The following is a 23,791-nucleotide window of genomic DNA, read 5'->3' on the forward strand; positions in this document are numbered from 1 at the left end:
GGCAATAAAGGTAAGTATGGACAGAGGGCATGCACGCTGCATGGGAGGGGGGTCACACGATGACGATCGTGTTGATATCATTCGTGAAATAGCTCACAGAACCTAAGAATAAACTATTTCATTACTTCACTAATGCTGAATAATTTATTCTTACCCCGTTTATGTGAGGATCGTTATGCAACAGGATGCGCACAAGCGTGCATTAATTGCAGGCTCCATCGGTAATTTCATCGAGTGGTATGAATTTGCGGTCTACGGTTTTCTGGCAACGGTGATTGCCAGAAACTTCTTCCAGCTTGAGGGGGAAGCGGAGCTCACCAGCCTGATCCTCACCTGGGCCTCGTTCGCCATCGCTTTCTTCTTCCGTCCGCTGGGTGCGGTGGTCTTTGGCCGCATTGGCGACAGAATTGGCCGCAAACCGACGCTGATTATTGTGCTGGTATTGATGACGCTCGCCACCGCTGCCATCGGTATGGTGCCGGTCTACGCCAGTATCGGGATTGCCGCGCCGCTGATCGTTACGCTCCTGCGTATTCTGCAAGGACTGTTCGCGGGCGGTGAGTATGGCGGTGCGGTCTCGTTGATGACGGAGTTCGCCCCGCGCGGCAAGCGCGGTCTTTACGGGGCATGGCAGTCCTTCACCGTGGCGCTCGGGCTGTTAGCGGGCGCAGGCATTGTCGCGTTGCTCTCTGCCCTTCTCTCCCCTGAAGCCTTGCACGACTGGGGCTGGCGCATTCCGTTCTTCCTGGCGTTGCCGATGGGTGCGGTCGCGCTATGGCTGCGGGTGAGCATGGAAGAGACGCCGAGCTTTGTGCAGCAACGGGAAAAACCGGTTGTTACTCAGGCCAGCACCGCCGCCACGTTCAAAACCATCCTGATGGGCATTGGCCGCGTGATGGTCTGGTCTGCGGCGGGTTATACCTATCTGGTGATTATGCCGACCTATCTGCAATCTGCGCTGCACACCGGTTTTAACCAGGCGCTGCTGATTGCGGTGATTTCTAACATTGGGTTTGCGCTCACGATCATTCCATCGGGTATGCTGAGCGACAGGATCGGGCGGCGGACGGTGATGATTATCGCCACCGTGCTCCTGCTGATCCTCGCCCTGCCGCTGCTGAAAATTTTGCAGGCGGAGTCCAGCACGCTGGCGGTTAAAGCGATTGTGGTGCTGATTGCGGGAGGTCTGGTGGGGATGCTGGCAGGGCCGGGGCCGGCAATGCTGTCTGAGATGTTCCCGACGCGCGTGCGTTATACCGGGCTGGGGCTGGCCTATTCTCTGTCGAATGCGATCTTCTCAGGCTGTGCAGGGCTGATCATTACCGGGCTGATTAAAGAGACGGGCAATCTGGATATTCCGGCGTACTACGTGATGGCAACGGCGGTGGTGAGTATTTTCGCGCTGATGACACTGAGGAAGGATGACCATTTGCGGTCTCTGGAGGAGTGAACCTCAGGGCTGGGGTTTTCACCCCAGCTCAAATTAACCCGCTATATAGTGCGGGATAAAACGCGAAGTATCTTTCGTGATCGACGATCCGTCTTCCCGAATACCGATTCCCGCAGGTTCATCATCGATCACCCAACTTCCTATCAAGGTATAGCTGTTGCCAAAACGCGGTAACGCCTGGAAACCCTGATAAATCATAGGTTCGTTTGCATAATCCCCTGCTTCACTCTCAATGATATTGCGCTGCGCGTCGAAAATAGTCACATTTCCCCCTTCCCGCGAAAACAAGGGCTTACGAACTATCGGAACGCCTTTTGGAATCGACGTTAACTCATTTTCAAACCACGCAGGCAGAAGGTTGGGGTGGCCCGTAAAAAACCGCCACAAGAGGGGCAAAATACCCTTATTACCGATGATGCTTTTCCAGAGCGGCTCCAGCCACTGTTCTCTTCTGGCGCAGAGAAGTGGACCATTTTCATCACGCATCATCCACTCCAGAGGATAGAGCTTAAACGCACGGCGGATCACGTTATCGTCAATGTCCGTTAAAAATCCGCCGGTGCCCAGGCCAATATCATCCATATAGATAAAGCGGGTGTTCAGCCCGGCCTGGACGGCACAATCTTCCAGATAAAGAAGCGTGCCGCGATCCTCCTCACTCTCTTTGCAGCAGCAGAAGTAAAGTGGAATATCGGTGGCTAATTCTTCAAAGCGAGCAACAAGCTTATCCTGAATGGAATTAAACTGATCGGCGTCACGCGGAATGATCCCGGAGCGACGAGCGTCCTCCATCCATTGCCACTGAAAGTAGGCTGACTCATACAAGGACGTCGGCGTGTCGGCATTGTATTCCAGCAGTTTGACGCTACCTTCTTCAGTCCAGACAAAGTCCATACGGCCATACAGTGAAGGATCCTGGCTGTGCCAGCTTTCCGCAATGGCATCCCAGTAAAGCGGCGGGATGGCCAACTGCGTCATCAGTTCTTCACTTTTTACCGCACGATCCACCACATCCAGACACATTTGATGGAGTTCAGCCGTGGGTTTTTCTATTCGTTCTTCAATTTGCTGTAACGTAAAACGGTAGGCACGGCTTTCATCCCAGTAAATTTCATCGTCGATGATATGAAAATGAAAACCATGGTCGTGGGCAATTTTGTCCAGCCCCGGACGAACGGGGACGTCATGACGTAACATAATTATCCCCCCCAACTTCCACGCGCACTGGATGAGCGCCCATATCCACCACGAGAAATGGTTGATACGCGTTTTGTTGTATAGCCCATTTGACTACTGGCCTGCTTACCGGAGTGCCAGACATAGGATGAAGAGCTTCGCCACACAGGACGGGAAGAGTAAAATGAACCTCCGCTTGTATACCTGTACCCTTCATCAGCGTCTTCTCTGACTTTTTTATTAAGTAAGAATCCTGACAGAACCGGTATCCAGCTGTTTTCGATATTGTCGTAATAGCAGTTCTCGAATTGACGTATACAGTCTTCCCTGGACATTTTTTTCGGCATATCTGCTTCAAATTTAGCTTTCGCATTGTTCCATGCATCGCTGCAAACCTGAGCGCTATTGCCACCGTCAACGCACGCTTGCGGCGATGCGTAAAACACGCCATCACCGTCATTATCATCAGCCGAACTATCGCACCCCTTCAGAGCGATAAATGCTGCACCGCCCATAATGGCCAGCGTCAAATACTTCCCGCTTTTGCGCTTTGAGGGTGAAGAGCGGAACGCTGCATTTTGGCTTCCTGATGCAGATCGAATCGGATTAGACTTCCGTGTTTTTTTCTTTTTAGCCATGTTCATTTATTACCATGTCATGCAGGCAGCATTTAAAATTCCGCCAGCCAGTGCGGCCATCCCCATAAATAAACCTGCGGCGTAGTGGCGGTTAACGATTTTTTCACTGATGTTCGGCATATAAATGCGCACGCAGCCATACACCAGTAACTGTACGACTAGCGCAACGCATCCCCATATCAGGTAATCCGGCATGCTAACCGAGTTTACGGCAGCGCTGGACAGAGGAATCACATACCCCAATAGCGTGCCACTGAATGCTGCCGCCGCCGCCAGGTTATTTTCTTTAATCAGTTTCCATTCATCATGTGACGTTATTCTTGAGTAGATGAATAAGAATATGACGGTCATCGCCAGACCGGTTAAGAAGTAAGAAAGAAAAGCAAATAATGAACCCAGCATGGTTTACATCCCCAGAAAGTTAACCAACAATATTTAGCGAAGTGAGTGGAATATCCACACCTACGGCATACGAAAAGATCCACTCTGGCTCGCTATTATTACAAAATGTCTCTTCGCCAGTAAGCAAAAGGTACTCATACAGATCGGCAGTCGCCTCCCTCTGATAGGCCATCATGAAATTATGCACATCCCATTTTTCGTTCTGGTTATTTTCAACGTGTTCCAGCAGGTAAACCGGCTCAACGTTCCCCACCTCATTCTCGTTAAATATTCTTGTCCAGTCTCGTTCATTCCATTGCAGACTGGGTCTGCCAATTAAAGCTGCACCGATCTCTTTTTGCCATTGTTTCTCCGACGTAATACCAAAGCTATCCTGATAAATAAAAAGCTTAATATCATCAATATGTTCCCTTTCCATACCACCAGTAGTATTTATCTGCAAAAACTCATCGCCAGACGTGTAATAACGATAAATACGACAACCCGCGCCAGCTTCAATCACGCTGCTAGCTGCAATGGTATATTCCTCTGCTGGTAGTTGCGTCAAAAAACGGGCGGACAGTCGAAATGTCAGCGTATCAAGTGTAAACGCCGCACGTTGATGTAATCCCAATGGGCCACGCTTCACTGGCTGAGGTGTTTTATTAAATAAATTAAAAAATAAGTTCCGCATGACTTTTCCCTATGTTCTGCCAGCACACCTCATTCGACGAAATGCGACTATTGCCGATTAAATGCAACCACATTCCTCCTCTTACCTCTGTGGAGATCACAGGGTTAAGCTCCATACCACGACCATTTTTACAGTGGCTAATCCCCAGCACCGTCGCATCATGTTGCAGTTTCATGTAATGCATTAACGCACCATAAGGAATACAGGAAACCGATGTGGGTACCATCAGCGCGTAGCCTGTATCACCCAGCATCGGGTTCATGATTGATGCTACGGATTGTGAAGAGCCAGGATCCTGGATCGAACGGGAAAGCTGTTCGGCTGAAAGATTGCGAACAATCTCAATTGTCGGGCAATGGGTCTCCAGTAAGCTTGCGTAGCGTTCATCCTCAAGATAAGCAACGATATGGCAATGCGCTGGCGCATCGTTTACCAGCGAGAGTGTGGCCGTAAAGGTTTGTTCATCGGTGCTGGCAAAAATGACTACACATGAACAATTTACTAACCCCATCCGTTTTTGCTCTTTCGGATCGCTGTAGTTACTTACTTTGAGAAAATCGACATATAAATTATCGGATAAAGGATGCGCTATATCCTGCTGCTCACACAACACTACGCGACTAAATACCCGCTGCTCATCATAAAGCAGCAATGAGATCATTTTCTCTGTCTGATGACCACGCCAGCCAATCACCAAAACATGATTACGTAGAGAATGAAAATCGCCCATTCCTGCTATTCCTTTAGCTAATAATTCCTGCACCAATGCAATGATTTTGCCCATCAGCGCGCCGAAAAGGCCAACGCCAATGGGGATTTGCCAGAGAGCTGTGAACAACTTCCCTGCTTCGCTCTGAGGACTCAAATCGCCAAAGCCAATCGTCGCCCCAACCACTGAGCTGTAATAAACAAAATCACTTATCCGGCCAATGAGGGTCGTCTCTCCCAGCCAACGAAAGACAACAAAGCAAAGCAAATAATGCCCGGCAAACAAGCACAGCAGCGCTGTCCAGGTAAGCCGGAATAAATGTTGCCTGCAAACATTCACGACCCAGGAGAGAAACATTACGGAGCCTGCGTAAGTTTTAACCGTTCAAGAACCGCCTGTGCGGAGCTTGTTCCTGTGGTACCCACGCCTGCCTGCGCGAGTTTCTCTTCAAGCTCACGTCCATCAGCCACTTTTTCCAGTTGCGCTGCCGCATCCAGTCTCGCCTGACGTTCAGCCTGACGCGTCTGAAGTCTTTTTAAAGACTCTGCGGCCGTCGTTACGTTCGATGTTGCTCCGATCGTTGACGTCGTCACGGCCTGTTGCGCCCGCTGCATGGCTTCCGTGGCTTTAACAACCTCCAGCTGCTGTTCAAACTGATTAATTCGTTGTGAAGTAATAGCTACGGCTTTTTCAATATTATTTCTTGAGGTTTCAAGAGACTCCAAAACCTGCGCTTCACGAGTAATGGTATTCTCAAGTCGGGCGATTTCCTCTGCAACCTCGTTTAGCAGCGCAGCATCAATATTCTTGCTCATTCCCTCTATCGCTCGTGACTCAAGATATTGCTTCCGCTCCCGCAACTCGGAAAGCTTGTCATTACTGAGCTTTACCCGGGCAAGCAGATCAACCCGGGATTTGCCTGCTTTATCAAGCTCAGCTTTTGCATCCCGGATGTGCTGCTCCAGCATCCGAACGCCCTGCGCTTCTTCTATCGCTTCATCGGCCTGATTGAGTAGTGATTTACCCAGTGTAAAAAGATTCTTCAAGATGCCCATACCTTTCCCTTATCTGTTAATTTATAAATTCTTGTGTAAGCTCAGCCAAATCCAGCGCATTCTCCGCAAGGGTTGTGATTTCCAGAATAATATCCTCAAGAGATGAACTTACGGATAAGGCACCAAAAGCGACATAATATTCATCATGTTGAATTTGCGAAATTCCAACAGAAGATAAGGGAAGCATTTTTTGATTACGTAATAAGAAGAGATTGAAATCAGCCTGGCGCTTAATGTCATTAACAGGACAAATATAGGCTTCAATGATAATTTGCTGGGATGTAATAAAAATACTTAATGGCAAATCGCCATATTCATTCATTTTTATAATAAGTACATCATTGTTATTTTTTAAATCAATATAAATATCGCGCTGGCGCGACAATTCATCGGCAAGCGATGAGAGAGACCATCTCATAATTTCATCCATGTGTTAGTTTTAAAGATATTTATAAAAGCCGAAATCACTTCGGCCGTTATATTACCAGCCAGGACATAAAAAAAGCCACCCGAAGTGGGTGGCTTTTTTTATAGTTTACTCGTTAGCTACGCTGACGCACCGCTTCAAACAGGCAGATACCCGTCGCAACAGAAACGTTCAGGGACGATACGCTGCCCGCCATCGGGATGCTGATCAGCTCATCGCAGTGCTCGCGCGTCAGACGACGCATACCTTCGCCTTCCGCTCCCATCACCAGCGCCATACGGCCGGTCATTTTGCTCTGGTACAGGGTGTGATCCGCTTCACCGGCTGTTCCTACGATCCAGATATTTTCTTCCTGCAACAGACGCATGGTGCGCGCCAGGTTAGTCACGCGGATCAACGGGACGTTTTCCGCCGCGCCGCAGGCGACTTTTTTAGCGGTAGCGTTAAGCTGCGCGGAGCGATCTTTTGGCACAATCACCGCATGCACACCTGCTGCATCGGCGCTACGCAGGCACGCGCCCAGGTTATGTGGGTCGGTTACGCCATCGAGGATCAGGAAGAACGGGTTCTCCAGCCCGGCGATCAGATCCGGCAGATCGTTCTCCTGATACTGACGGCCTGGCTTCACGCGCGCGATAATGCCCTGGTGTACAGCACCTTCGCTTTTCTCATCCAGATACTGGCGGTTCGCCAGCTGGATCACTACGCCCTGCGCTTCCAGCGCGTGGATCAGCGGCATCAGACGTTTGTCTTCACGCCCTTTCAGAATAAAAACTTCCTGAAAACGCTCCGGCGCGCGCTCCAGCAGGGCCTGCACCGCGTGGATGCCGTAAATCATTTCACTCATTGATGGTTCTCGTAATAAATATTTTCCCTCTCCCTGTCAGGGAGAGGGTCAGGGTGAGGGGAAATTACTCCGCCTGCTGTTTCTTCGCCGCGCGCTTCGCTTTGGTCGCCGCCGCTATTTTTTGGGTCTTGGTCGACGGTTTTTTCGCTTTACGAGCGTCTTTTTTCGCCGCCTTGGGCTTCTGTTTCTTCTCACCACGGAAAGCGCTGTCTGGCTCAAAGTTTACTCTTTTACCTGCCTGACGTCGCTTGCCGCCCGCTTTACCGTTGCCGCCTTTTTTTGCTTTCTCACGCTCGGTTTTGCCGACGTTACGCGGAGCACGTTCGCTGGAGATGAGGCTGAAGTCGATTTTACGGTCGTCCATATTCACGGCTTCAACCTTCACTTCCACCCGATCGCCCAGACGGTAGGTCTGGCCGCCGGATTCGCCGATCAGACGTTGTCCGACCTGGTCGAAGCGGTAGTAATCGTTATCGAGGCTGGAAACGTGCACCAGACCGTCGATAAACAGCTCATCCAGACGCACGAAGAAGCCAAAGCCGGTGACGCTGGCAATCACGCCTTTAAAGACGTTGCCCACCTGATCCAGCATAAAGTCACACTTCAGCCAGTCCGCCACGTCGCGCGTTGCTTCATCCGCACGACGCTCGGTCATGGAACAGTGCTGGCCCAGTTGCAGCATCTCTTCCATGGAGTAGTGATACCCTCCGGTTTCGGTCGTGTTGCCTTTATGACCCTGCTCGTGCGCCAGCAAATACTTGATCGCACGGTGCAGGGACAGATCCGGATAACGGCGGATCGGCGAGGTAAAGTGCGCGTACGACTGTAAGGCCAGACCAAAGTGGCCCCGGTTTTCCGGATCGTAAATCGCCTGCTTCATGGAGCGCAGAAGCATGGTTTGCAGCATTTCCGCGTCAGGACGATCGCTGATGGATTCCAGCAGCTCGGCGTAATCGCGCGGCTCAGGCTTATTACCGCCAGGCAGCTCCAGGCCGAGTTCAGCCAGCACGGAGCGGAACGAGGTTACGGCTTCCGTGGTTGGCTTGTCGTGAATACGGAACAGCGCAGGCTCTTTGGCTTTCTCAACGAAACGTGCCGCCGAGATGTTCGCCAGGATCATACACTCTTCAATCAGCTTGTGCGCATCGTTACGCTGGGTCTGCTCGATACGCTCGATACGACGCTCAGCGTTAAAGATAAACTTCGCCTCTTCACTCTCAAACGAGATCCCACCGCGCTCTTCGCGCGCCTGATCCAGCGTTTTGTAGAGGTTGTGCAGCTCTTCGATGTGTTTGACCAGCGGTGCGTACTGTTCGCGAAGATCCTGATCGCCCTGCAACATATGCCAGACCTTGGTATAGGTCAGGCGCGCATGGGAACTCATCACCGCTTCGTAGAACTTATAGCCCGTCAGACGTCCCTTGCTGGAGATGGTCATTTCGCAGACCATACACAGGCGGTCCACCTGCGGGTTGAGGGAACACAGGCCGTTAGAGAGCACTTCTGGCAGCATCGGTACAACCTGCGACGGGAAGTAGACCGACGTACCGCGGCTGCGCGCTTCGTTATCCAGCGGCGTGTGCGGACGCACGTAATAGCTCACATCCGCGATGGCCACCCACAGACGCCAGCCGCCACCGCGTTTTTTCTCGCAATATACGGCATCATCGAAGTCACGGGCGTCTTCACCATCAATGGTGACCAGCGGCAGATCGCGCAGATCCACGCGGCCTGCTTTGGACTCTTCCGGCACCTCTTCACGCAGGTTTTCAATCTGCTCTTCAACCGCTTTCGGCCAGACATACGGAATTTCATGGGTACGCAGCGCCATATCGACGGCCATACCGGTGCCCATGTTATCGCCCAGCACTTCGACGATTTTACCCACCGCTTTGGTGCGACGGGTTGGGCGCTGGGTAAGTTCCACCACCACCACAAAGCCCATGCGTGCGCCCATCACCTCTTCAGGCGGGATGAGAATGTCGAAGCTCAGACGGCTGTCATCCGGCACCACAAAGCCTACGCCCGCATCGGTAAAGTAACGGCCAACGATCTGGCTGGTTTTCGGCACCAGCACGCGGACCACGCGCGCTTCGCGGCGCCCTTTACGGTCTGCCCCCAGCGGCTGCGCCAGGATCTGGTCGCCGTGAATACACATCTTCATCTGTTCGGATGAGAGGTACAGGTCGTCTTTACGGCCTTCCACGCGCAGGAAACCAAAACCATCACGATGACCAATAACGGTGCCTTTCAGCAGGTCGAGGCGTTCTGGCAGCGCGTAGCACTGGCGACGAGTAAAGACAAGTTGCCCGTCACGTTCCATGGCGCGCAGGCGGCGGCGAAGGGCTTCAATTTGCTCTTCACCTTCAATGTTCAGTTCAACGGCAAGTTCTTCACGATTGGCGGGTTTTTCGCGTTTTGTTAAGTGTTCAATGATGAACTCGCGGCTGGGGATAGGATTCGCGTATTTTTCGGCTTCGCGTTCCTGGAAAGGATCTTGTGACATGTCGGTTCCTCCGTTGTCAGCTCCGGTGGAAATTTTCTTCATTCCACCAGCAATAATTTATAAAGCGGTTGATTCTCTTCAACCAAATCGGCCAGCGTGTAGTTATCCAGTTCCTTGAGAAAACTTTGCACGGCCTTTGAAAGCGCCTGTTTCAGGCGGCAAGCGGGCGTAATGTGGCAGAACGCGCTGCTACAGTTCACCAGAGAGAGCGGCTCCAGTTCACGTACCACATCGCCAATACGGATACTCTGCGCCGGTTTACCGAGACGGATCCCTCCATTCTTCCCGCGGACGGCAGCAACGTATCCGGCACGACTAAGTTGATTGATTATTTTGACCATATGATTACGGGACACACCGTACACCTCTGTGACTTCAGAGATGCTGGTCATCTTCCCATCGGGTAACGACGCCATGTAAATCAGCGCGCGTAAGCCGTAATCGGTGAAACTTGTTAACTGCACATCAACCTCAGGAAAAAGGGAAAACGCGGTCAAACCGCAGAGATATTCATTAATGATGATAAACCAGCCAGATAGTTAGCGGCTAATTTATTTGACAGACGGGGCGAAAAAGCGGAGATCCAGGAGCGGTCGCCGGATGGCGCTGCGCTTATCCGGCCTACGGGTTTCCCCGCAGGCCAGCAGTCACGAAGATTATGCGTCGAACGGGTCGCGCAGGATCATCGTTTCAGTACGATCCGGGCCGGTAGAAATAATATCGATCGGCACTTCGGTCAGTTCTTCAATGCGCTTGATGTAGTCCAGCGCGGCTTTTGGCAGGCCACTACGCTCTTTCACACCGAAGGTGGTCTCAGACCAGCCCGGCATGGTTTCGTAGATTGGCTCAATGCCTTCCCAGTCGTCAGCAGCCAGCGGAGTGGTGGTCACTTCGCGGCCATCTGGCATACGGTAGCCTACGCAGATTTTCACTTCTTTCAGGCCGTCCAGTACGTCCAGCTTGGTCAGGCAGAAGCCAGACAGGGAGTTGATCTGCACTGCGCGACGTACGGCAACGGCGTCCAGCCAGCCGGTACGACGACGACGACCGGTGGTCGCGCCAAACTCGTTACCCTGCTTGCAGAGGAACTCGCCGGTCTCATCAAACAGTTCGGTCGGGAATGGACCCGCACCCACGCGAGTGGAGTACGCTTTGATGATGCCCAGAACGTAATCGACATAACGCGGGCCCAGGCCGGAGCCGGTTGCCACGCCACCCGCGGTGGTGTTAGAGGACGTTACGTACGGATAGGTACCGTGGTCGATGTCCAGCAGCGTACCCTGCGCACCTTCAAACATGACGAAATCGCCACGCTTGCGCGCCTGGTCCAGCAGATCGGACACATCAACAACCATACCGGTCAGAATATCAGCAATCGCCATGACGTCATCCAGCACTTTCTGGTAGTCAACGGCTTCGGCTTTGTAGAAGTTCACCAGCTGGAAGTTGTGATATTCCATCACTTCTTTCAGTTTTTCAGCGAAGGTCGCTTTGTCGAAGAGGTCGCCCACGCGCAGACCGCGACGAGCCACTTTATCTTCGTAAGCCGGGCCGATACCACGACCGGTGGTGCCGATCGCTTTCGCGCCACGCGCTTTTTCACGCGCCACGTCCAGCGCCACGTGATAATCCAGGATCAGCGGGCAGGCTTCGGAGAGCAGCAGACGCTCACGAACAGGGATACCACGGTCTTCCAGACCTTTCATCTCTTTCATCAGCGCAGCTGGAGACAGCACAACGCCGTTACCGATGATGCTGGTGACGTTTTCGCGAAGAATGCCTGATGGAATAAGATGGAGGACGGTTTTTTCACCGTTGATTACGAGAGTATGGCCTGCGTTGTGACCGCCCTGGTAGCGTACAACATATTTAGCCCGTTCAGTCAGAAGATCAACAATCTTCCCTTTACCTTCGTCACCCCATTGGGTGCCCAGTACGACGACGTTGTTACCCATTTTTTCAAAATCACCGTTTGCTTAAAAATGGATTCTACCATCGCTTTTTCAGATATACAGCACTTTTTGACCCTAAAATATGCCAATTGCGGTTAGTTTTTGATCAGCCAATCGTTTTCCTCAACATGTAGTAGATAACGATACCGGCAACCACAAGACCACCGCCAAAACGACGCAAAATATTATCCGGGAGTTGGCTCATTGTCGCGATCATCCGGCGCCATGCGCGCGGATAGAGCATCGGGCCGAGGCCTTCCAGCACCAAAACCAGGGCCAGTGCGAGCCAGATCGTGGAGTTCATTTTTCATCCTTATAAAAGAAAACCACCGCTCCGTGAAGAGCGGTGGTTTGAATACTCAAACGAGCCTGAGTTTATCGCGTTGCGTTGGTCGGCGTCTTCATATAACGGAAGAAATCGCTGTCCGGACTGAGCACCATTACATCCTGGTTGCTCTTGAAGCTATTCTCGTAAGCGCGAAGACTACGGATGAAGGCATAGAAGTCCGGATCCTGGCTGAATGCATCAGCAAACAGTTTCGCCGCTTCGGCATCACCTTCACCGCGCAGGATACGACCCTGGCGCTCAGATTCCGCCAGCGTCTTGGTGACTTCATAGTCCGCTGCCGCACGCAGTTTTTCCGCTTCTTCCTGACCCTGTGAACGGTGACGACGGGCTACCGCTTCACGCTCGGCGCGCATACGGTTGTAGATCGCCTCGGACACTTCCGCTGGCAGGTTGATCTGCTTGATGCGCACATCAACCACTTCGATGCCCAGAGCAGCCATACTGTTCGGGTTGATCACTGGCACTTTACCGTTGGTTTCAGCCTGAACACGTTCAGCCGCTTTGGCAATGGCATCGTCTGCCGCCGGGGTTTCAACTTCATCTTCGGTGCCCGCAGAGCCGGAGTTCAGCGCATCACGCACTTCCAGCGTCAGACGACCACGGGAGTCGGTCACGATGTCTTTCACATCCAGACGACCAATTTCGGAACGCAGACGGTCAGAGAACTTACGTTTCAGCAGCACTTCTGCCTGAGAAACGTCGCCACCCCCGGTTGCCAGGAAGTAGCGGCTGAAATCGCTGATGCGCCATTTGATATAGGAATCGACGATCAGGTCTTTCTTCTCTTTGGTCACGAAACGATCGGCCTGGTTATCCATGGTCTGGATACGCGCATCGAGCGTTTTCACTGACTGAATGAACGGGATCTTGAAGTGCAGACCCGGCTCATAAATCACCGGACGCTTGTCGCCGTCACGCACGACGCTGCTGAACTGGAACTTGATCCCACGTTCGCCCTCTTTCACCACAAAGATGGAGGTGTAGAGCACGACCAGTACGATGATGATGATCGCAATAACTGACTTACGCATCCTTATTCCCCCTGACGCTGGTAGTCGTTACGCTGCGCGTTAGCACGGCGTTGGTCCATAATGTCACCATCGTTCGAAGAAGGCGTTGTGTTCGCGCTGGCGCTGCCAGACGAGGCCGGTGGCAGACGCAGCAGGTTGTTCGCACCGCTGTTGTCTTTTGCTGCCGGTGCAGAGCTGCCTTTCAGCATCTGATCCAGCGGCAGGACCATCAGGTTTCCGCCTTTGTTGTCGTTAACCAGCACTTTACGCGTATGGCTCAGCACTTTTTCCATGGTCTCGATATAGAGACGCTCACGGGTAATTTCCGGCGCGGCTTTATATTCCGGCAGGATCTTCGCGAAGCGAGCCACTTCACCCTGTGCTTCCAGGATGGTCTGGGTCTTATACGCACGCGCTTCTTCCAGAATACGCTGCGCCTGACCGTTTGCACGCGGCTGAACTTCGTTGGTGTACGCTTCCGCTTCACGGATGTACTGCTGTTCGTTTTCACGCGCGGCAATCGCATCGTCAAACGCGGCTTTCACCTCTTCAGGCGGACGTGCAGCCTGGAAGTTGACGTCCAGCAGGGTGATACCCATGTTGTACGGACGGATGGTCTCTTCCAGCTCACGCTGGGTATCGCTACGAATAACGGTACGACCTTCGGTCAGGATACGGTCCATGGTGTATTTACCGATCACGCCACGCAGGGCGCTGTCGGTCGCCTGACGCAGGCTGTCATCGGCGCTGGTCACGCTAAACAGATAACGTTCAGGATCGGTCACGCGGTACTGCACGTTCATCTCAACGCGCACCACGTTCTCGTCAGAGGTCAGCATCACGCCAGAGGCCGCCAGTTCACGGACGGACTCTACGTTGACCGCGGTCACGTCATCGATGAAGGTCGGCTTCCAGTTCAGGCCCGGCTCAACCAGATGGCTGAACTTACCGAAACGGGTGACCACGCCGCGTTCTGCTTCTTTAATGGTGTAGAACCCGCTGGCTGCCCAGATGATTACCACCGCAGCGGCGACAATGCCCACCACGCGGCCACCCATTGGCGGGCGCGGACTCTGAGTGGAATTGCCACCCGAGCCAGAACCTTTTCCTCCGCCAAGGCCACCAAGCTTTTTGCTCAGTTTGCGGAAGATATCATCCAGATCCGGCGGCCCCTGCTCGCGACCACCTTTGTTGCCATTTCCCCCAGAGTTGCCGCCTTGATTATTGCTGCTTCCCCACGGGTCGCGGTCTTGTCCGTTATTACCGGGCTGATTCCACGCCATGTATATGCTCCATATTTGTTATGCAAGGGCGAATTTTTCAGGCTTCCCCTTTCTGATCAGACGATATAGTCCGCCAGCGCAGGTTCTTGTTTACAGAGGCGACGCCAGTCAACGATCGGCATACGCACCTGCATCCCCACGCTGCCGTCATCCTCCATCCACTCTTTTTCTATCGCCTGAAGCTGATAAAACCGGCTGCGCAGCCTGCCTTCCTGTGGCGGCAGTCGCAGCGTGTGCTGAGCTACCTCACCGGAAAGACGTTCTGTCAAAGCCTGGAAAAGCAGTGGCACACCAATCCCGGCCTGAGCAGACAGCCAGACCCGAATCGGTTTGTTCTCTTCGTCTCGGTCAATACGCGGTTCGAAATCGTCCAGCATATCGATCTTATTCATCACCAACAGGGTGGGAATTTCGTGGGCGTCGATCTCTTCGAGCACCACGTTCACCGCGTCGATGTTCTCCTGCACGCGTACGTCCGCCGCATCAATGACGTGCAGCAGCAGGGTCGCCTGACGCGTCTCCTGCAACGTCGCTTTAAACGCCGCGACCAGATCGTGCGGCAGATGGCGGATAAACCCTACGGTATCCGCCAGCACCGTTTCACCCACGTCTGCGACGTCAATACGGCGCAGGGTTGGGTCCAGGGTCGCAAACAGCTGGTCTGCGGCATACACCTGGGCCTCGGTTATCTGGTTAAACAAGGTGGATTTACCGGCGTTGGTATAGCCCACCAGCGACACCGTTGGGATATCGGCTTTCGTTCGCGCCCGACGCCCCTGTTCGCGCTGTTTCTCTACACGTTCCAGACGTGAAAGGATCTGGGTTATACGCCCACGCAGCAAACGGCGGTCGGTTTCGAGCTGGGTTTCACCCGGGCCGCGCAAACCAATCCCGCCTTTTTGTCTTTCAAGGTGTGTCCAGCCACGCACCAGACGCGTCGCCAGATGGCGCAACTGCGCCAGCTCAACCTGCAACTTACCCTCGTGGGTACGCGCACGCTGAGCAAAAATATCTAAGATCAACCCCGTGCGATCGATTACACGGCATTCGCAGAGAGCTTCCAGGTTACGTTCCTGAGCCGGAGACAGCGCATGATCAAACAGCACAACGGATGCGCCGGTTGCTTTTACGGCATCCGCAATTTCAACTGCTTTACCTTCACCAACAAAGTACTTCGGGTGCGGCGCTTTACGGCTACCGGTAATCACCTGCATTGCTTCGACACCGGCGGAAGAGACCAGAGATTCAAACTCCTGGAGGTCTTCCATATCTTTGTCTTGCGAAAAATAGATGTGTACCAGCACCGCCTGCTCACCGGCGTCATAACGGTCAAACAAGCGTAAACCTCTCTAAAAAGATCAGCGGGGAACGCAGGATCCCTGGCTCCCCGTGTGGATAACAGCCCAAAACCTTATTCGGTTTCTTCGCTGTCCTGCGCTGGTGTTGAAGAACCCTGCGCGTTGCTGCCGTGATGGTAGTTACTGCCAGTGCCGCCGCCAGCGTTATTGCTGTGATGAGATACCGGACGGGACGGAACAACAGTAGAAATCGCGTGCTTATAGACCATCTGGCTGACCGTGTTTTTCAACAGGATCACGAACTGATCGAAAGACTCAATCTGACCTTGCAGCTTAATACCATTCACCAAATAAATAGAAACTGGAACACGCTCCCGACGCAATGCGTTCAGGAACGGATCTTGTAAAGATTGCCCCTTAGCCATTCTATCTTTTCCTTATATGCTTGTTTTGTACTTAGAACCTTGCGATTCTGAAAAATTGCGCACGATACGGCTTAATTGTACACATTCAGTCAGCGATATCACCAATAACCTCAATCACTTCGTTTAACGCCTGTTGTGGTTTTTCACTGTCTAACCAGTGAACCCCTTCCCAACCGCGTAACCAGGTGATCTGGCGCTTCGCTAACTGTCTCGTGGCGCAAACACCTCGATAAACCATTTCATCGTATGAAATCTCACCTTCAAGATACGACCACATCTGGCGGTATCCCACACAACGAATGGAAGGCATGTCCGTATGCAAATCTCCACGGGCAAAAAGCGCCCGCACTTCTGCTTCAAAATCTGAAGCCAACATCTGATGAAAACGCTGCTCAATTCGTTGATGGAGCAGTTCACGGCTCGCCGGGGCGATGGCGAACTGATGCACCTGATACGGCAGAGCGTCTCCTGACGTTTGCGTCAGTTCCGTTAAAGTTTTACCCGAAATGAAAAAAACTTCCAGTGCCCGGGAAAGCCTTTGCGGATCGTTTGGGTGGATCCGCGCTGCGGCAACCGGGTCAATCTCTTCCAGTTGCCTGTGCAAAGCGTCCCACCCCTGCTCTGCCGCCTGCCGCTCAATCTTCGCTCTCACTTCCGGATCGGCCGATGGCAGAGGCGATAACCCCTCCAGCAGCGCCTTAAAGTAGAGCATCGTGCCGCCAACTAACAGCGGTATGCGTCCCGCGGCGGTAATCTCGGCCATCTCGGCTAAGGCGTCGCGGCGAAAATCTGCCGCGGAGTAAGCCTGTGCCGGGTCGAGAATATCCAGTAAACGGTGCGGCGCCGCACGCAGTTCGTCTGCGTTGGGCTTCGCCGTGCCGATGTCCATCCCTCGGTAAATGAGGGCTGAATCAACGCTAATCAACTCTACTGGCAAAACTTTACGTAACTCAATGGCTAACGCCGTTTTACCGGAGGCCGTTGGCCCCATTAAAAAAATCGCCTTTGGCAGGCTCGCCTTACTTACATCAGTCATGTTTCAGGGCGGTCATCGCCGTTTGTAAATCAACAGGTTGTAACAAACCACCTGGAGGCGCTTTCACCAGCTGTGGACAGAGGCGCTCCACCTCCGCCAGAACGGTAATCGCCTGCGCCATACTCCACGGTGCATGTTCGCTGGCCAGGTGGCGGGCGATCCACTGCGCAGTATCGGCGGCATCAAACGTCGTTTGCTGCGCCAGGTAGCCTATCAGTTCAGGAATCAAGTTTTGTAAATTTTGTTGGCGTAAGGGTAAAGGCACTGCGCGAATTGTCACATGCTGCGCGTCCAGTACGATTTCAATCCCCATTTCGGCCAGTTGCGTCTGCACGCGCCGCAAAACCCCTGTTTCTTCAGGGGTTATTTTCAGGCGAACGGGGATCAACAGCGGCTGCGCGCAGGCGGCATTCACCCCCGGGGTTAACTGCGCCTGTTTGAGCCAGCGCTCCGCCACGGAAAGCGCCAGCAACAGGAGTTTACCTTCGCGTTCAAGCAATGCCATGTCGGGGGCAATAATGGTCAATACCCGACCAAAACTCTGGCTATGCCCATCCAGAGAAGGGGTTGAAACCGTGATGTGCTCTTTATGCTCCACCGCCGGCGTATCCAGCAGTTTGCGGTACAGCGCCCCCTGCTGTTTGTGATAGCCCGGCTGAGCGTTGGGATAGTTGGCGCCGGTTGGTCGCGGCGCGTTGCCCGCCGGGGATAAACGTGGAGCAGCCGGCTCGCGCGCGACCGCCGGTTCGGCAAAATGGTTACGCCCGGCCGCCACGCGGTTTTCCGGCAGTGGGCGCGGCGCGGGCTCTTCTTTTGCCAGCGGCAACTCAGGCTCTGCCTGCTGCTGCAATACAGCGGCAACGCCCTGGTAGATGAAATCATGCACCAGGCGCGACTGGTGGAAACGCACCTCGTGCTTCGCGGGGTGCACGTTAACGTCAACCTGATGCGGGTCGATCTCCAGATAAAGCACAAAGGCGGGCTGTTGATCGGCGCCGAGCTTATCTTCGCAGGCCTGTCGAATAGCGTGGTTAATCAGGCGGTCGCGCATCATGCGGCCGTTGACGTAGCAATACTGAATTTCTGCGAACGCGGCGCTGCTGGCGTTTGGATCGGCTACCCAGCCGCGCAGGGCCAGATCGCCATGCTGCCACTCAATGGCCAGCGCCTTTTCCAGAAACGGTGTGCCGCAGATGGCGCCCAACCGACGCTCCTTTTGTCCACCCTCCGCCACCGCGCGGTACTGGCGCATCACCTTACCGTTATGGCTGAGGTTGAGGGTGACATCAAAGCGCGCCAGCGCAATGCGGCGGATGATCTCGTCGATATGTCCGAATTCGGTCTTCTCGGTTCGCATAAACTTGCGCCGGGCGGGGGTGTTATAGAAGAGATCCAGCACTTCAAGCGTGGTGCCTACCGGGTGCGCCGCAGGTTTAACCGTGACGTCCATATCGCGCCCTTCGGCATAGGCCTGCCAGGCTTCCTGCTGGTCGGCTGTGCGGGAGGTCAACGTTAAGCGGGAAACGGAGCTGATACTGGCCAGCGCTTCGCCGCGAAAACCCAGGCTGATAATCGCTTCCAGATCGTCAAGTGAGGCAATTTTACTGGTGGCGTGACGCGCCAGCGCCAGCGCCAGCTCGTCCTTTTTGATGCCACAGCCGTTATCACGAATGCGGATAAGCTTTGCGCCCCCGCGTTCGATATCGATATCAATGCGGGTCGCCCCTGCATCGAGGCTGTTTTCCACCAGTTCCTTCACCACCGACGCAGGGCGTTCCACCACCTCACCGGCGGCGATTTGGTTCGCGAGCTGCGGCGGTAGAACCTGAATCGGCATGAACTCTCCTTAATTAGTCGCGGTCATCTCACCCGGCAGCGCGGCGCTTGCCGTCTGGGCTGCCCCGCCCTGCGGCGCAGACTGAAGCGGATGCGCGTCAAAGTATTTACGCAGGCCATTATAAATCGCTTCGGCAATTTGCTGCTGATAGCTGTCGCTGCCCAACAGGCGCTCTTCGCCGTTGTTACTGATAAAGCCCGTCTCCACCAGAATCGACGGAATATCCGGCGAACGCAGGACACCGAGGCTTGCATGCTCAGGGCGACGCTTATGCAGCGATCCAATGCTTTGCAGCTGGCTCAGTACGTTAGTGGCGACATCATACCCGACGCGCTGAGAATGACCGAACTGTAAATCCAGCACCGCCTGGCTGAGATACGGATCGGCCTGGCTGTTTGCCAGCACATCGCCTGCCCCGCCTAACAGTTCAGACTGCTTCTCGTGCTCTTCAAGCCAGTTCGCCATTTCACTGTTGGCGCGACGGTTTGACAGCACCCATACCGACGCGCCGGTGGCGTTACGGTTCGGCGCAGCATCCGCGTGAATCGACACCAGGAAGTTGGCGTTTTGCTTACGCGCCACATCCGAGCGTCCCATCACTGAAATAAAGTAATCTCCGTCGCGGGTCATGACCCCTTTAAACATCGGATCGTCATTCAGAAGCGCACGCAGCTTACGGGCAATGGCGATAGTGACGTTTTTCTCCCGCGTGCCGCCCGGACCAATCGCGCCAGGATCTTGCCCGCCGTGTCCGGCGTCAATGGCGATAATCACTTTGTCGCCACTGACCGGCGTACGCCGCGCGCTGACCGCCGGACGCGTCACCGTGTTGCTGCTGGTCACGGCGGTAAGTCGGTCATTTTGTGATTTAAACGGATTACGGGCTGGCTCAGACGGCCTTGGAGTATAAACCGGCGCTTCCACGCGTTTTGCTACAACAGGTGCAGGCGGTGGCGGCGGTGGAACATCAGCATTAATGGTAAAGACCACCGTATAATTGGCGCCGTTTTGCTGCTTAACCGCCTTCGTTTTGCCCTTTTCGGTGAGATCGACCACCAGACGCAGAGACTGCGCATCCTTCGGCGTTCCCGAACGGATGCTTTTCACCAGATTGTTGCCGCTGAACTGGAGCGGCAGCCCCTGGATCACCCCGGTCTGTTTAATATCGAGCGCCACGCTGCGGCTGTCGATTTGTGAGAAAGCATATTCAGGATCGCCCATAAAGCTGAACGTAATGCGGGCCTGGCTATCGCCATTCGACACCTGAATATCCGAGAGGCTGGCCGCCCCGGCCTGCGCGCACAGCAGGACCGTGGCAGCCAGCACCCAACCTTTAACGCGATTAATCATCCCGTTATCCCTACGCTCAACCGGCTAAACGCGCCAGTAAGGAACAGCCTGATGAGGAAACCGCACTGATGCGCGCCTCACGCCCTTGTGCCTGGTAATCTAAGTGAATTTCGACATCCGGGTCAGGCAGCACACCCGCACCTTGTTGCGGCCACTCCACCAGGCAGATGGCGTCGTTGGCAAAGTAATCGCGGATCCCCATAAATTCCAGCTCCTCAGGATCCGCAAGACGATATAAATCAAAGTGGTACACCATGTTATTTTCAAGCGTGTACGGTTCTACCAGCGTGTAGGTCGGGCTTTTTACGTTCCCGTTATGGCCTAACGCCTGCAAAAAGCCACGGCTGAAGGTTGTTTTACCCGCGCCTAAATCACCATACAGATAAATGACGGTCGCCCCCTGACAGGCCTGCGCCACGCGCTTGCCGAGATCTAAAGTGGCTTGTTCATCAGGTAAAGGAATCGCTCGATTAGTCATTTTCTACGTCAATCACATCCGGGTTAACAACACGCCGCAGCGTGCAAAAAAGATCGGTGGCCAGCATACCGCGCGTTCCGTAACGAGCAGCCAGCCTGTCAGCCGCCGCACCGTGGGCCACGCAGCCCGCACAGGCTGCATCATAAAGGGGAAGTTTCTGTCCGAGCAATGCGCCAATGATGCCAGAGAGCACATCGCCCATGCCGCCGCTCGCCATGCCTGCATTACCGGCATCAACGATGCCCATCGCATCATCGCTGGCGATAACGGTCCCCGCCCCTTTCAAAACGGCAACACCTCCGTAACGTTTTACCAGACGTTGGGCTGAAAGTAAGCGATCGCTTTCAATTTCTGCCACGCTACAGTTAAGCAGCCGTGCGGCTTCGCCGGGGTGCGGCGTCAGAATGCGATTGTGACGCTTATCCGGGTTTATTGCCAGAAGGTTAAGCGCGTCGGCATCCCAGAGCATCGGTTTACGAAAATTCTCGGCCTTTTGCAGGGCCTGTTTGCCCCACTCCTGCTGACCCAGGCCCGGACCAATGACCACCACGTCCGCCCACTCAAGACCCTCTTCAATCGCCTGCGGGGTAAGCTCGTGGACCATCAGCTCCGGCCGCGCGGTAATAATGGGCGGAATGTTTTCGCTGCGGGTCAGCACGCGTACTAATCCGGCGCCGCTGCGCAACGCGGCCTCTCCGGTCATACGAATCGCACCTGCCGTGCCGCGATCGCCGCCGATAATCAGCAGTCGGCCATGGTCGCCCTTATGGGAGGTGGGACGGCGCGGCGGCAGCCACTGTGCAAGCAGGGAGTCATCAAAGCGGGTAATGTGGGTATCCTGTCCGGCCAGCCAGTTTTCCAGCCCCAGGGCGTTGTGATGTAACGTGCCCACGACATCGCGCGCTTTCCCGGTAAGTAAACCCGGTTTCAGGGCGATAAAGGTCACGGTATGCGCCGCCTCAATCGACACGCCCGGCGTCGCGCCGGTTTGCGCCATCAGGCCGGAGGGAATATCCAGCGCTACCACCGGGGCGGGGTGCGCATTAGCGCGCGTAATCAGCGCGGCGACGTCATCGCGAGGCGCGCGCATCAGTCCCGTCCCCAGCAGACCATCAACAATCACGTCGACATCCTCGGGCCAGACAATAACAGGCGCATGAATAATGCCCCCCGCATTCAGCCAGGCCTCTCTCGCCATGCCCGCTTCTTCCGGTAACGGCTTGTCGCTCTCCAGCGCCAGCAGGGTGACGCGCAGCCCCGCCGCCACCGCAAGACGAGCCACCACATAGCCATCGCCACCGTTATTGCCGTGCCCGCACAGGATCAGATAGTGCGAGGCATCCGGATATGCCGTGCGCGCCACGTTAAACGCCGCCTCGCCCGCGCGCTGCATCAGTTCGTAAAGGGTAATGCCCAGGCTATCTGCGGCCTCTTTCTCGGCCCGACGGAGGTCATCCGCATGCCAGATGGAATGTGGTATACTTGCGGGGTTTTTCTTCACAGTATGGTCCGTCATGTCACAGCCCCTCGATCTCAATGAATTAGCGCAAAAAATAAAACAGTGGGGTGCTGAACTGGGCTTCCAGAAGGTCGGTATTACTGATACCGACCTCTCTGCCAGTGAGCCTAAGCTCCAGGCATGGCTGGATAAACAATACCACGGCGAGATGGAGTGGATGGCGCGTCACGGTATGATGCGTGCCCGCCCCCACGAGCTGTTGCCGGGTACGCTGCGCGTTATTAGCGTACGCATGAACTATCTGCCCGCTAACGCGGCCTTTGCGCGCACGCTAAAAAATCCTTCGCTGGGTTACGTCAGCCGATACGCGCTGGGGCGTGATTACCATAAACTTCTGCGCAACCGTCTAAAAAAGCTCGGGGAAACCATTCAGCAGCACTGTGTTTCGCTGAATTTTAGACCCTTTGTCGATTCTGCGCCTATTCTTGAGCGCCCGATCGCCGAAAAAGCCGGGCTTGGCTGGACAGGTAAGCACTCACTTATCTTAAGCCGCGACGCGGGCTCATTCTTTTTCCTGGGTGAACTGCTGATTGATTTACCCCTGCCGGTAGACGGTCCGGTGGAAGAAGGCTGTGGTCGCTGTGTGGCCTGTATGACCATCTGCCCAACGGGCGCGATTGTCGAACCGTATACCGTTGATGCGCGCCGCTGTATCTCTTATCTCACTATCGAGCTGGAAGGCGCCATTCCAGAGGAGTTTCGTCCGCTTATTGGCAACCGCATCTACGGCTGTGATGACTGTCAGCTGATTTGTCCGTGGAACCGTTATTCACAGTTGACGGACGAAGAAGACTTCAGTCCGCGCAAGGCGTTACATGCCCCGCAGTTGATCGAACTGTTCGCCTGGAGCGAAGCCTGGTTCCTGAAGGTGACGGAAGGTTCCGCCATACGTCGTATCGGCCACCTGCGCTGGCTGCGTAATGTGGCCGTTGCGCTGGGGAATGCCCCGTGGGATGAAGCAAATCTTCAGGCGCTCGAAAGCCGTAGAGGTGAGCACCCACTTCTTGATGAGCACATAGAATGGGCGATTGCGCAGCAAATTGAGAAGCGAAATGCCGGCGTGGTTGAAGTGCAGTTACCGAAGAAACAGCGTCTGGTCAGGGTGATTGAAAAAGGGCTGCCGCGGGATGTGTGATATATTCACAGCCTGTGAATAAAAATAAGAATTAAGGCGCCATCAGCTCTGGCAAACAGGTCAAGTGATCTCAATAACATTTTGAAATCAAATTTTCTTCATAATTTACAGTGAATTACGAAGATATTATTCACCCTGCTAACATTTCGTACAGACTGGTTTTATCACGGTTTCTGTGGATAACTCTGTTCACAAGAGTATTTCAGACATAATAGAAAACGTCCCCAACGAAGCAC

At 54.1% G+C, this 23,791-nt stretch carries 23 protein-coding genes; 2 read left to right on the plus strand and 21 right to left on the minus strand.

All coding sequences use genetic code 11. From position 1 onward, the window contains the following. The first annotated feature begins 175 nt into the window (after positions 1-175). Positions 176-1,450 (plus strand): MFS transporter, encoded by a 1,275-nt coding sequence (locus tag RHN82_RS07160; RefSeq protein WP_039271963.1) that lies wholly within the window; start codon positions 176-178, stop codon positions 1,448-1,450. A gap of 33 nt (positions 1,451-1,483) precedes the next feature. On the opposite strand, the gene RHN82_RS07165 is transcribed toward RHN82_RS07160, so the two are convergent. The 21 genes from RHN82_RS07165 to nnr all read right to left on the minus strand — a co-directional run bounded on the left by RHN82_RS07165 (position 1,484) and on the right by nnr (position 22,417). Then, entirely contained in the window at positions 1,484-2,647 is a 1,164-nt protein-coding gene (locus tag RHN82_RS07165; RefSeq protein ID WP_310399105.1) for a glutathionylspermidine synthase family protein, read from the minus strand. Positions 2,648-2,649: 2 nt separating this feature from the next. Further along, the gene (locus RHN82_RS07170) at positions 2,650-3,264 is read right to left on the minus strand and encodes a DUF1190 domain-containing protein (protein WP_071886787.1); all 615 of its coding nucleotides are present in this window, start codon (positions 3,262-3,264) and stop codon (positions 2,650-2,652) included. A gap of 9 nt (positions 3,265-3,273) precedes the next feature. Further along, entirely contained in the window at positions 3,274-3,666 is a 393-nt protein-coding gene (locus RHN82_RS07175) for a DUF350 domain-containing protein (RefSeq protein ID WP_047052621.1), read from the minus strand. A gap of 19 nt (positions 3,667-3,685) precedes the next feature. Continuing rightward, positions 3,686-4,339 (minus strand): DUF2491 family protein, encoded by a 654-nt coding sequence (locus RHN82_RS07180; protein WP_047052622.1) that lies wholly within the window; start codon positions 4,337-4,339, stop codon positions 3,686-3,688. Beyond that, complete coding sequence (locus RHN82_RS07185; RefSeq protein ID WP_047052623.1) at positions 4,320-5,405, minus strand: potassium channel family protein; 1,086 nt, start codon at positions 5,403-5,405, stop codon at positions 4,320-4,322. Before RHN82_RS07185 ends, RHN82_RS07180 begins: the two co-directional genes overlap by 20 nt. After that, entirely contained in the window at positions 5,405-6,103 is a 699-nt protein-coding gene (locus RHN82_RS07190) for a PspA/IM30 family protein (protein WP_047052624.1), read from the minus strand. The genes RHN82_RS07185 and RHN82_RS07190 overlap by 1 nt, the downstream gene beginning before the upstream one ends. A gap of 16 nt (positions 6,104-6,119) precedes the next feature. Beyond that, positions 6,120-6,521 (minus strand): YjfI family protein, encoded by a 402-nt coding sequence (locus RHN82_RS07195; RefSeq protein ID WP_047052625.1) that lies wholly within the window; start codon positions 6,519-6,521, stop codon positions 6,120-6,122. A 124-nt stretch (positions 6,522-6,645) separates the two neighbouring features. Continuing rightward, the gene (gene rlmB, locus RHN82_RS07200; RefSeq protein ID WP_047052626.1) at positions 6,646-7,377 is read right to left on the minus strand and encodes a 23S rRNA (guanosine(2251)-2'-O)-methyltransferase RlmB; all 732 of its coding nucleotides are present in this window, start codon (positions 7,375-7,377) and stop codon (positions 6,646-6,648) included. 64 nt (positions 7,378-7,441) lie between these two features. Beyond that, positions 7,442-9,883, minus strand: coding sequence for a ribonuclease R (gene rnr, locus RHN82_RS07205; protein ID WP_047052627.1), 2,442 nt, complete (start codon positions 9,881-9,883; stop codon positions 7,442-7,444). Positions 9,884-9,921: 38 nt separating this feature from the next. After that, the gene (gene nsrR, locus RHN82_RS07210) at positions 9,922-10,347 is read right to left on the minus strand and encodes a nitric oxide-sensing transcriptional repressor NsrR (RefSeq protein ID WP_003855998.1); all 426 of its coding nucleotides are present in this window, start codon (positions 10,345-10,347) and stop codon (positions 9,922-9,924) included. A 192-nt stretch (positions 10,348-10,539) separates the two neighbouring features. After that, complete coding sequence (locus RHN82_RS07215) at positions 10,540-11,838, minus strand: adenylosuccinate synthase (protein WP_003855997.1); 1,299 nt, start codon at positions 11,836-11,838, stop codon at positions 10,540-10,542. 103 nt (positions 11,839-11,941) lie between these two features. After that, positions 11,942-12,139, minus strand: a complete 198-nt coding sequence (locus RHN82_RS07220) for a DUF2065 domain-containing protein (protein ID WP_003855996.1) — start codon at positions 12,137-12,139, stop codon at positions 11,942-11,944. Positions 12,140-12,210: 71 nt separating this feature from the next. Further along, positions 12,211-13,215 carry a protease modulator HflC gene (gene hflC / locus RHN82_RS07225; protein ID WP_003855994.1) on the minus strand — a complete coding sequence of 335 codons (1,005 nt, stop codon included), beginning with the start codon at positions 13,213-13,215 and terminating at the stop codon, positions 12,211-12,213. A 2-nt stretch (positions 13,216-13,217) separates the two neighbouring features. Further along, positions 13,218-14,477 (minus strand): FtsH protease activity modulator HflK, encoded by a 1,260-nt coding sequence (gene hflK / locus RHN82_RS07230; RefSeq protein WP_047052628.1) that lies wholly within the window; start codon positions 14,475-14,477, stop codon positions 13,218-13,220. A 56-nt stretch (positions 14,478-14,533) separates the two neighbouring features. Further along, on the minus strand, positions 14,534-15,814 hold the full coding sequence (gene hflX / locus RHN82_RS07235) for a ribosome rescue GTPase HflX (RefSeq protein ID WP_003855991.1): 1,281 nt from the start codon (positions 15,812-15,814) through the stop codon (positions 14,534-14,536). Between the two features lie 74 nt (positions 15,815-15,888). Next, positions 15,889-16,200: an RNA chaperone Hfq gene (hfq, locus tag RHN82_RS07240; RefSeq protein ID WP_003855990.1), complete on the minus strand. Its 312-nt coding sequence runs from the start codon at positions 16,198-16,200 to the stop codon at positions 15,889-15,891. Positions 16,201-16,285: 85 nt separating this feature from the next. Next, on the minus strand, positions 16,286-17,236 hold the full coding sequence (miaA, locus tag RHN82_RS07245; RefSeq protein WP_017383956.1) for a tRNA (adenosine(37)-N6)-dimethylallyltransferase MiaA: 951 nt from the start codon (positions 17,234-17,236) through the stop codon (positions 16,286-16,288). Then, a complete protein-coding gene (gene mutL / locus RHN82_RS07250; protein ID WP_047052629.1) occupies positions 17,229-19,073 on the minus strand; it encodes a DNA mismatch repair endonuclease MutL in 1,845 nt (614 codons plus the stop codon). Before mutL ends, miaA begins: the two co-directional genes overlap by 8 nt. Before the next feature lie 9 nt (positions 19,074-19,082). Then, positions 19,083-20,423: an N-acetylmuramoyl-L-alanine amidase AmiB gene (amiB, locus tag RHN82_RS07255; RefSeq protein ID WP_023295800.1), complete on the minus strand. Its 1,341-nt coding sequence runs from the start codon at positions 20,421-20,423 to the stop codon at positions 19,083-19,085. A gap of 16 nt (positions 20,424-20,439) precedes the next feature. Continuing rightward, positions 20,440-20,901: a tRNA (adenosine(37)-N6)-threonylcarbamoyltransferase complex ATPase subunit type 1 TsaE gene (gene tsaE / locus RHN82_RS07260; protein ID WP_047052630.1), complete on the minus strand. Its 462-nt coding sequence runs from the start codon at positions 20,899-20,901 to the stop codon at positions 20,440-20,442. Continuing rightward, positions 20,894-22,417, minus strand: a complete 1,524-nt coding sequence (nnr, locus tag RHN82_RS07265) for a bifunctional ADP-dependent NAD(P)H-hydrate dehydratase/NAD(P)H-hydrate epimerase (RefSeq protein WP_047052631.1) — start codon at positions 22,415-22,417, stop codon at positions 20,894-20,896. Before nnr ends, tsaE begins: the two co-directional genes overlap by 8 nt. Between nnr and queG the strand changes: the two genes are divergently transcribed. Further along, complete coding sequence (queG, locus tag RHN82_RS07270) at positions 22,416-23,555, plus strand: tRNA epoxyqueuosine(34) reductase QueG (protein WP_015572463.1); 1,140 nt, start codon at positions 22,416-22,418, stop codon at positions 23,553-23,555. The genes nnr and queG overlap by 2 nt on opposite strands. Positions 23,556-23,791 lie beyond the last annotated feature (236 nt).

The organism is Enterobacter cloacae complex sp. EB5 (assembly GCF_031432835.1).
Taxonomy (GTDB): Bacteria; Pseudomonadota; Gammaproteobacteria; order Enterobacterales; family Enterobacteriaceae; genus Enterobacter; species Enterobacter hormaechei_C.

Bases quoted from the DNA above. Each gene is read 5' to 3' on its own strand.
- mutL (WP_047052629.1), bottom strand. From the start codon at position 19,073: ATGCCGATTCAGGTTCTACCGCCGCAGCTCGCGAACCAAATCGCCGCC.
- rlmB (WP_047052626.1), bottom strand. From the start codon at position 7,377: ATGAGTGAAATGATTTACGGCATCCACGCGGTGCAGGCCCTGCTGGAG.
- RHN82_RS07215 (WP_003855997.1), bottom strand. From the start codon at position 11,838: ATGGGTAACAACGTCGTCGTACTGGGCACCCAATGGGGTGACGAAGGT.
- hflK (WP_047052628.1), bottom strand. From the start codon at position 14,477: ATGGCGTGGAATCAGCCCGGTAATAACGGACAAGACCGCGACCCGTGG.
- RHN82_RS07220 (WP_003855996.1), bottom strand. From the start codon at position 12,139: ATGAACTCCACGATCTGGCTCGCACTGGCCCTGGTTTTGGTGCTGGAA.
- rnr (WP_047052627.1), bottom strand. From the start codon at position 9,883: ATGTCACAAGATCCTTTCCAGGAACGCGAAGCCGAAAAATACGCGAAT.
- RHN82_RS07160 (WP_039271963.1), top strand. From the start codon at position 176: ATGCAACAGGATGCGCACAAGCGTGCATTAATTGCAGGCTCCATCGGT.
- RHN82_RS07170 (WP_071886787.1), bottom strand. From the start codon at position 3,264: ATGGCTAAAAAGAAAAAAACACGGAAGTCTAATCCGATTCGATCTGCA.
- queG (WP_015572463.1), top strand. From the start codon at position 22,416: ATGTCACAGCCCCTCGATCTCAATGAATTAGCGCAAAAAATAAAACAG.
- tsaE (WP_047052630.1), bottom strand. From the start codon at position 20,901: ATGACTAATCGAGCGATTCCTTTACCTGATGAACAAGCCACTTTAGAT.
- RHN82_RS07185 (WP_047052623.1), bottom strand. From the start codon at position 5,405: ATGTTTCTCTCCTGGGTCGTGAATGTTTGCAGGCAACATTTATTCCGG.
- amiB (WP_023295800.1), bottom strand. From the start codon at position 20,423: ATGATTAATCGCGTTAAAGGTTGGGTGCTGGCTGCCACGGTCCTGCTG.
- miaA (WP_017383956.1), bottom strand. From the start codon at position 17,236: ATGACTGATGTAAGTAAGGCGAGCCTGCCAAAGGCGATTTTTTTAATG.
- RHN82_RS07180 (WP_047052622.1), bottom strand. From the start codon at position 4,339: ATGCGGAACTTATTTTTTAATTTATTTAATAAAACACCTCAGCCAGTG.
- RHN82_RS07175 (WP_047052621.1), bottom strand. From the start codon at position 3,666: ATGCTGGGTTCATTATTTGCTTTTCTTTCTTACTTCTTAACCGGTCTG.
- RHN82_RS07165 (WP_310399105.1), bottom strand. From the start codon at position 2,647: ATGTTACGTCATGACGTCCCCGTTCGTCCGGGGCTGGACAAAATTGCC.
- RHN82_RS07195 (WP_047052625.1), bottom strand. From the start codon at position 6,521: ATGAGATGGTCTCTCTCATCGCTTGCCGATGAATTGTCGCGCCAGCGC.
- hflC (WP_003855994.1), bottom strand. From the start codon at position 13,215: ATGCGTAAGTCAGTTATTGCGATCATCATCATCGTACTGGTCGTGCTC.
- RHN82_RS07190 (WP_047052624.1), bottom strand. From the start codon at position 6,103: ATGGGCATCTTGAAGAATCTTTTTACACTGGGTAAATCACTACTCAAT.
- hfq (WP_003855990.1), bottom strand. From the start codon at position 16,200: ATGGCTAAGGGGCAATCTTTACAAGATCCGTTCCTGAACGCATTGCGT.
- nnr (WP_047052631.1), bottom strand. From the start codon at position 22,417: ATGACGGACCATACTGTGAAGAAAAACCCCGCAAGTATACCACATTCC.